The organism is Persicitalea sp. (genome assembly GCF_041751555.1).
Taxonomy (GTDB): Bacteria; Bacteroidota; Bacteroidia; order Cytophagales; family Spirosomataceae; genus Persicitalea.
In genome coordinates this window covers 1-6,070 of the sequence record NZ_JBGSXF010000057.1, presented here as the reverse complement: position 1 = coordinate 6,070, position 6,070 = coordinate 1, and the positions used below count along the sequence as shown (strand labels likewise).

The 6,070-nt window shown below is 50.4% G+C and carries 9 protein-coding genes; 5 read left to right on the top strand and 4 right to left on the bottom strand.

Going from position 1 to position 6,070, the window contains the following annotated elements:
* From ACEW8P_RS01825 to ACEW8P_RS01815, 3 genes are all read right to left on the bottom strand, one after another.
* Positions 1–351: NmrA family NAD(P)-binding protein (locus ACEW8P_RS01825; protein ID WP_373511407.1), on the bottom strand; the 351-nt coding region annotated here is incomplete at its 3' end.
* Between the two features lie 19 nt (positions 352–370).
* Positions 371–658: an SDR family oxidoreductase gene (locus ACEW8P_RS01820; protein WP_373511406.1), complete on the bottom strand. Its 288-nt coding sequence runs from the start codon at positions 656–658 to the stop codon at positions 371–373.
* Positions 659–735: 77 nt separating this feature from the next.
* Positions 736–1,647, bottom strand: a complete 912-nt coding sequence (locus tag ACEW8P_RS01815; protein WP_373511405.1) for a LysR family transcriptional regulator — start codon at positions 1,645–1,647, stop codon at positions 736–738.
* Between the two features lie 95 nt (positions 1,648–1,742).
* Between ACEW8P_RS01815 and ACEW8P_RS01810 the strand changes: the two genes are divergently transcribed.
* Genes ACEW8P_RS01810 through ACEW8P_RS01790 form a run of 5 tightly spaced genes read left to right on the top strand, consistent with a single transcriptional unit; the run spans position 1,743 to position 5,314 of the window.
* Entirely contained in the window at positions 1,743–3,179 is a 1,437-nt protein-coding gene (locus tag ACEW8P_RS01810) for an NADP-dependent isocitrate dehydrogenase (protein ID WP_373511404.1), read from the top strand.
* 18 nt (positions 3,180–3,197) lie between these two features.
* Positions 3,198–3,443 carry a hypothetical protein gene (locus tag ACEW8P_RS01805; RefSeq protein ID WP_373511403.1) on the top strand — a complete coding sequence of 82 codons (246 nt, stop codon included), beginning with the start codon at positions 3,198–3,200 and terminating at the stop codon, positions 3,441–3,443.
* Positions 3,444–3,445: 2 nt separating this feature from the next.
* Positions 3,446–3,730: a hypothetical protein gene (locus tag ACEW8P_RS01800; RefSeq protein ID WP_373511402.1), complete on the top strand. Its 285-nt coding sequence runs from the start codon at positions 3,446–3,448 to the stop codon at positions 3,728–3,730.
* 4 nt (positions 3,731–3,734) lie between these two features.
* Positions 3,735–3,938, top strand: coding sequence for a hypothetical protein (locus ACEW8P_RS01795; protein WP_373511401.1), 204 nt, complete (start codon positions 3,735–3,737; stop codon positions 3,936–3,938).
* Between the two features lie 53 nt (positions 3,939–3,991).
* Positions 3,992–5,314: a M20/M25/M40 family metallo-hydrolase gene (locus ACEW8P_RS01790; protein WP_373511400.1), complete on the top strand. Its 1,323-nt coding sequence runs from the start codon at positions 3,992–3,994 to the stop codon at positions 5,312–5,314.
* A 179-nt stretch (positions 5,315–5,493) separates the two neighbouring features.
* On the opposite strand, the gene ACEW8P_RS01785 is transcribed toward ACEW8P_RS01790, so the two are convergent.
* A partial coding sequence (locus ACEW8P_RS01785) for a class I tRNA ligase family protein (RefSeq protein ID WP_373511399.1) occupies positions 5,494–6,070 on the bottom strand: 577 nt, incomplete at its 5' end.

The window sequence follows — 6,070 nt, the reverse complement described above, 5'->3', positions numbered from 1 at the left end:
TATCCTCTGTCCCAATATTTGGCTGAGTTTTTCGGCCATTTGCTGAAAGTCAAGTGGTTTTTCACTCGTAAGATCATAACCCTGATTGACATATCTCGTAGGATTGACCAGTGCTTGTGCGGCAACTTCTCCAATATCACGAACATCGATCAGCGTGAATTTGGCATTGTCGGCGGGCAAATATATCAGCCTTCTGGTTGTCAAATCGTGATACAGCGTGGTAGTGAAATTTTGCATGAAATAAGCGGGACGTAAAAAGGTATAAGCCATCCCACTTTTCATAATAAGTTTCTCAATCTTGTGATGCGGAATGAAGCGGTTACCAAGCGCCCCTTGGACAGAAAGGAATATGACGTGTTTTACTCCTGCACTAACTGCTTGTTCGATGAATGGCTTGAAATACTTCTTTATGTTGGCTAGTTGGGGGGGGGCGCAGAAGAAATAGCGTGTCGCAATCAGCTAGTGCCTCCTTGAAGGTCGCAGGGTCGGCAAAATCAAATCTTGTAAAATTTAAGGCATAGCCCGCTAATTTTTTTTGATCTTTTTCAATATCTCGCACCCCGGCGAATACATTTTTGTCATGTGCAATTCCCTTGAGAGCTTTGATCGTCTCGATGCCCACACTCCCAGTGGCACCGGTAATTAGAATTTTATGCATAGAGGAACCAATGAATGCTTCTCTACAGGTAGGAAGCTGTACATATTTCACGAATATCCAGACTCGGGTGCATGCTTTTAATCACCGAAGTTGTTCGATATTATAGTTAGTTTTTCTTTTTGTAGATATTTCAAAAAAGAATGGGCTACGGTTGAAAATTTTTTCTTTTTCAACCAAATTATCCGCCAAGTGGACGTAATGGGGAAACCTTTCACCGGAATGATCTGTAAATTCCCGTTCTTCAACTCGCTCCTTATCCCAATCAATGGCATAATCGAGTAGCCTAGCCCAGCAATGACGGCCTGCTTCACGGCTTCGTTAGAGGTCAGTTCCATTTTTTTGCGAACATGTAATTCGTTTTCATCGATAAACCGCTCCATTACATAGCGAGTCCCTGAACCTGGCTCGCGGTAAATCAACGGTAGCTTTTCCAGTATCACAGTATCATAGAACTTTTTTGGGAATTTCTGGTCGGTGTTGCCTACCAGATAGAGTTTATTCTGCATCAACTCTTCGGAGTCGAGCTGCAAATTGCCAGGGAGCACTGACACCAGCGAAAAGTCGACCTCATTGCGTTCTAAACTACCTATAACCTGCGCTTTGTTGGTCACGTCGAGGGCAAGTTCAATGCCCTCATGTTCCTTAAGGAATCCCGCTAGAAAATACGGTATGATGTACTTTCCAGTCGAAACTACTGATATTTTCAGCCTGCCGCTGAGCTGGCCCTGATACGCCAGTGTTTTGTAATTGATGGCATGTACTTCGTTTAGAATATTTTCAGCGGCTTCGGCTATTTCTTTGCCAAAATCTGTTACGTAAAGCTTACGACCCACCACCTCGGTGAGTGGTATATCAAATTGATCCTGAAAATTTTTGAGCTGGATAGAGACAGCGGGCTGAGTCAGGTGGAGTTCTTCTGCTGCCTTAGTAACGCTCTCTGCCTGAGTTACTTTAAGGAAAACTTGCAATTGGTGGAGCGTATAATTCATTAAAATATTTTATGTATTTAATCACAAATATAAATAAAAATTTATGAATACAACTCCTCAACTTTGCCCCTGTCAAACCAAAAAGTCTAATAACAATGACCCGAATTACAGTTGCCAAAGGGGACGGCATCGGCCCCGAAATCATGGATGCCACGCTCGACATCATCAAAGCCGCTGGTGCCAAAATCGAAATCGACGAAATCGAGGTAGGAGAGAAAGTCTATCTGGCCGGAAACACCGCTGGCATTTCGCCCGAGTCCTGGGACATCATCCGCCGGAACAAGATTTTCCTGAAAGCTCCCATCACCACGCCACAAGGCGGCGGCTACAAAAGCCTTAACGTAACTACCCGCAAGTTTCTGGGGCTATACGCCAACGTCCGCCCCTGCATGAGCCTGGCGCCGTTCGTCAGCACCAAGCACCCCGAGATGGACATCGTGATCGTGCGGGAAAACGAGGAAGACCTCTACGCCGGCATCGAGCACCAGCAAACCGACGAGGTGGTGCAATGCTTGAAGCTCATCAGCCGCCCCGGCTGCGAGAAGATCGTCCGCTATGCCCTCGAGTATGCTCGCCACTACGGCCGCAATAAAGTGACTTGCTTTACTAAGGACAATATTATGAAGCAGACCGACGGGCTGTTCCATAAGGTGTTTGACGAAATCGCCAGTGAGTATATCGACATCGAAAACGAACATTGGATCATTGACATCGGCGCGGCCAAGATGGCCGACACGCCCGAGATTTTCGACGTGATCGTAATGCCCAACCTGTACGGCGATGTGCTTTCCGACGTAGCCGCGCAGATTGCCGGATCAGTCGGCTTGGCGGGTTCGTCCAACATTGGTGAAGAATGCGCCATGTTTGAGGCCATTCACGGCTCGGCCCCACGCCGCGCCGGACAAAATATGGCCAATCCTTCCGGATTGCTGCAGGGCGCCATCATGATGCTCAACCATATCGGCCAGCCCGATGTAGCTGAGAAGGTACAGAATGCCTGGCTCAAAACCATTGAGGAGGGCATCCACACCTACGATATTTTTAAGGAGGGCGTGAGCAAGCAGAAAGTCGGCACGAAGGAGTTTGCACAAGCCGTCGTCGCCAATTTGGGAGAGATGCCTAACACGCTTAAGCCCGTATCCTACGCCAAAGATGCTGCCTTGACTTTGCCCAAATACAAAAAGAAAACTCCGGCCAAAAAAGACCTGGTAGGTGTTGATGTGTTCGTCCATTGGAATGGCACCGACCCCGACGAGATTGCTGAAAAACTGATAAAGCTAGGTGTGGACGGTACCGAACTGACCATGATTACCAACCGAGGCATCAAGGTGTGGCCCGAAGGATTTTCCGAGACCTTCTGCACCGACCACTGGCGCTGCCGCTTCAAATCCACCAGTGGTAGCGGTATATCGAAGCGGCATATTATCGACTTGCTGACCAACGCCGAGGCGCAGGGAATCGACAGCATCAAAACGGAAAACCTTTACGAATTCGATGGCAAGCAGTCGTACTCGATGGGTCAGGGTCAATAATCAAATCAAACACAAGACATGGAATTACAACTTATCAAAGGCCACTTCGGTGCGCAGGACGCCGTGGAAATCATCACCCGGATGATTGACGTCAAGATCAAATACCACGAGGGCAAAATCACTTCCGAAAGTACCGAGGAGGACATCAAGATGCGCGAACAGCGCATCAAGCAATTGCAAAAAGAACTTTTCGGGGTACGTAACTACGTCGAAGATCATAAGGGTAATATTAGCCTGAACAGTACCATAATCATATCGAACTGACCATGAAAAATAGACTTGAATTCAAATTAGTGGAAGGGCAATTCGCCCCCGAGGCGGCAGGGAAGGTTTTGTTTTCCCTCATCCAAAATAAGATCAACTACCATAATGTGGAGATACTCTCCGAACAGATTCGTTTTGGTTTTGACAGCGACGTATCGCATTCCGAAAAGCGGATAAAAAATCTCAAGGGAGTCAACGACTCGCTAGTGGCTTTCCTGAAGGAAGTCGGCGAGGAAGGGAAGTCCCTGGAAATCACCGGATCATTTGAGTTGAAGGTAGTAGAGTAAACTGTTGCGTGACGTACACGTCACGCATAAACCCTTCTCAGCCCTGCTCAGAGCCGAGAAGGGTTTATCATTTGGTCAATGTGGCATCCAAACGGGCTATGAATGCATTGGCGTCGTCGATATGAAGCAGGAGCGCGTCGAGGTGTTTCGTGATTCGGTAAGCGGAGAAATGATTCTCGCTATTTCTAGAAAAAACAATCATAACTGACACGATCCGCTATATTTGGAAATCATAACCACTCAGCCTCCCAATTTCCAATCATGACTTCATTTTTCCAAGTATGCCTGCTCTCCTTCGTTACATTAGTCTCTCTGTCGGCTCAGGCTCAGGACGACGAAGAAAAATCTCCTGCTAAAAAAGAGACGGTAGTTGCCGCAAAACAGTACACCGATCAAATCCAGGCTCTGACCCAAAAGTCGAACGTCAAAAAAGCCCTTGCCATGTTTCCCGAGCGCGAAGCCTGGACGCGCCAGAACCTGATCACGCTCACGGAAATTCCCGCGCCGCCCTTCATGGAGGAAAAGCGTGGCCGCGCCTACGCCGACATGCTCCGCGCCGCCGGGGCCGATTCGGTATGGATCGATGAGGTGGGCAACGTGCTGGCGAAGCGGCGCGGCAAGTCAGGCAAGAAGACGGTAGTTTTGGAAGCCCACCTCGACACCGTGTTTCCCGAAGAAACGGACGTAAAAATAAAAATGCGCGGTGATACGCTCTACGCGCCCGGCGTCGGCGACGACACGCGAGGTTTGGCGATGGTGCTCACCATTCTGGATGTGATGGAAAAGACGGGCGTCGAAACCGACGCCGATGTACTTTTTATCGGTACGGTGGGTGAAGAGGGACTCGGCGACCTGCGGGGCGTGAAAAAACTCTTTGCCACGCCCGGCTTGAAAATCGACTCTTACATCGCCATCGACGGGCTGGGTTCTACGAGCATTACGCATCGGGGGCTCGGTTCGCACCGCTACCTGGTCACGTTCAAGGGGCCGGGCGGGCATTCGTCGGGATCGTTCGGACTGGTGAATCCGCACGGGGCGCTGGGCCGGGCGATTTACTACTTTACGCAGGACGCCGATAAATTCACCAAGCAGGGAGTGCGAACTACCTACAATGTGGGCATCGTGGGCGGGGGTACTTCCGTCAACGCCATTCCCTTCGAATCGTATATGCAGGTCGATATGCGTTCCGAAAGCCCCGAGCAACTCGCGGGCATCGACAAACTTTTCCAGGTCGCCGTGCAGCGCGCCCTGCGCGAGGAAAACGCGATGAAACGCATAGGTCCTGATCTCACGGTAGATATCGAAATGGTGGGCGACCGACCTTCGGGCAGCATCGACCAAAGTAATCCGCTAGTGCAGCGGGCTATTGCGGCAACTACCTTCGTCGGGGCCGCGCCCGCGTTGCGGGTGGGTTCCACCAACTCCAACATTCCGTTCTCGAAGGGCGTCCCGGCCATCACGATGGGCGCGGGCGGCAAGGGCGGCGGTGCGCACGCGCTGAGTGAGTGGTGGTTAAATGATAAGTCTTATCTAGCGATGCAACGGACTTTGCTGGTGTTGCTGGCGGAGGCGGGGTTGCGGTAGGTTTCGCAGGGCTTTACCCTGCGCTAATGGATCACGCCCTTTCAGGTCTGGGTTTGTGTACCTTGCCAGCCCCACAGGGGCGAAATCCAACAGCGATGGGTGAAGCCCATCGTTCCAATTAGGTACGAATACCACTAAGCCCTGAAAGGGCGTAATCCATCGATGACGCTCCCATATTTTCAAACTACCACATTTACAATCCGCTTCGGCACCACGATCACCTTCTTGGGTGATTTTCCATCCAGCCATTTCTGCACGGTTTCGTCCGCAAGCACCTCCTTCTCGATGTCGGCGCGATCGGTGTCTAGCGGGAAGGAAATCGTGGCCCGTACCTTGCCGTTGATTTGGATTGGGTACTCGAATTCGTCGTCCGTGACGTACTCCTGCTGCCAGGTGGGGAACGTAGCTTGGGCAAGGGTGCCTGCTCCGTGGCCAAGCGTGGCGTAGAGTTCTTCCGTAATGTGCGGCGCGTAAGGCGACAGCAGAACAACTAGTTCGCTGAGAATGGCCTTCTTGTGGCATTTTAAACTACCCAGTTCATTGACACAAACCATGAAAGCACTGACCCCAGTGTTGAATGAGAAACTCTCGATGTCTTCCTGCACCTTTTTGATGGTTTTGTGCAGTACTTTCAGTTCATCTTTCGTGGGAGAATCGTCAGTTACGATCCAGTCGCCGTGGTCGTTGTAAAACAATCGCCAGAGTTTGCGGATGAAGCGGTAAGTACCGTCGATGCCGTTGGTGTTCCAGGGCTTG

Bases quoted from the DNA above. Each gene is read 5' to 3' on its own strand.
- ACEW8P_RS01820 (WP_373511406.1), bottom strand. From the start codon at position 658: ATGCATAAAATTCTAATTACCGGTGCCACTGGGAGTGTGGGCATCGAG.
- ACEW8P_RS01815 (WP_373511405.1), bottom strand. From the start codon at position 1,647: ATGAATTATACGCTCCACCAATTGCAAGTTTTCCTTAAAGTAACTCAG.
- ACEW8P_RS01810 (WP_373511404.1), top strand. From the start codon at position 1,743: ATGACCCGAATTACAGTTGCCAAAGGGGACGGCATCGGCCCCGAAATC.
- ACEW8P_RS01805 (WP_373511403.1), top strand. From the start codon at position 3,198: ATGGAATTACAACTTATCAAAGGCCACTTCGGTGCGCAGGACGCCGTG.
- ACEW8P_RS01800 (WP_373511402.1), top strand. From the start codon at position 3,446: ATGAAAAATAGACTTGAATTCAAATTAGTGGAAGGGCAATTCGCCCCC.
- ACEW8P_RS01790 (WP_373511400.1), top strand. From the start codon at position 3,992: ATGACTTCATTTTTCCAAGTATGCCTGCTCTCCTTCGTTACATTAGTC.